The sequence below is a fragment of the Colwellia sp. MB3u-41 genome, from assembly GCF_014076845.1.
GTDB lineage: Bacteria > Pseudomonadota > Gammaproteobacteria > Enterobacterales > Alteromonadaceae > Colwellia_A.
In genome coordinates, this window is record NZ_JACGUT010000029.1 from 1 (window position 1) to 751 (window position 751).

Here is a 751-nt window from a genome sequence, read left to right on the forward strand (position 1 = left end):
TAACGCCTACTTAAGCGGAAAAATATAGTTGGCTAAAATGTTGAACGGAGTGAAAACAGCCAACTGTATTTTTTCCGTTTGAAGTTCTTGTTATAACTCAATATCATCCAAACTAAGCAACTGACGACTATTACGTAAAGTTAATATTTTAATTTCATTTTCAACTTTATAGATAATACGATAACTACCAAATATCACTTCACGATAATTTGAACCTAACAACTCAGGTACTTCTCGTCCTAATTCAGGTTGAGAACCGAGTAAGTCAATGCGATCAAAAATATCATTAACCCATTTGTCAGCAGCCGATGGTTTATCAAGCGCAATAAACTTAGCGGACGCTTCTAGCTTTTCTAACGCTAAAGGAGACCAAACTATTTTCAAGGTTTAATACTCTTTAAAATTTGTGCGCGAGCATCAGAATTAGAAAGACCTAATCCAGCAGAAAGTTGAGCTTCAGCTTTTTGTACCTCTTCAAGTAATTCAATTTTTTCCTGCATTGACTCATACTCTGCCACATCGACAACTACAGCCACACCTTTTCCTCTTTGTGTGATCACAATTGGTCTTCTTGTTTCGTTAATTTGACGAATAAATGACGCTGCACCAGCTCTAAAATCAGAAAGTGGTTGAATATCTTGATCAAAATGAAGTCTACTCATGAGTAATACCTTTAGTTGTACTATGTATGGCACTAAGTATAGTTAAAACTAGATGTAAGTACAAGACTTTGAACTTGAGTTATAACGCC

Annotated in this window: 2 protein-coding genes; both read right to left on the bottom strand. The window is 35.4% G+C overall.

Annotated features, from left to right (window positions below):
• Positions 1–90: 90 nt before the first annotated feature.
• Positions 91–384, bottom strand: coding sequence for a type II toxin-antitoxin system RelE/ParE family toxin (locus H4J73_RS01880; protein ID WP_182176758.1), 294 nt, complete (start codon positions 382–384; stop codon positions 91–93).
• Positions 381–662 carry a type II toxin-antitoxin system Phd/YefM family antitoxin gene (locus tag H4J73_RS01885; protein ID WP_182176759.1) on the bottom strand — a complete coding sequence of 94 codons (282 nt, stop codon included), beginning with the start codon at positions 660–662 and terminating at the stop codon, positions 381–383. The genes H4J73_RS01880 and H4J73_RS01885 overlap by 4 nt, the downstream gene beginning before the upstream one ends.
• Positions 663–751 lie beyond the last annotated feature (89 nt).

Bases quoted from the DNA above. Each gene is read 5' to 3' on its own strand.
- H4J73_RS01885 (WP_182176759.1), bottom strand. From the start codon at position 662: ATGAGTAGACTTCATTTTGATCAAGATATTCAACCACTTTCTGATTTT.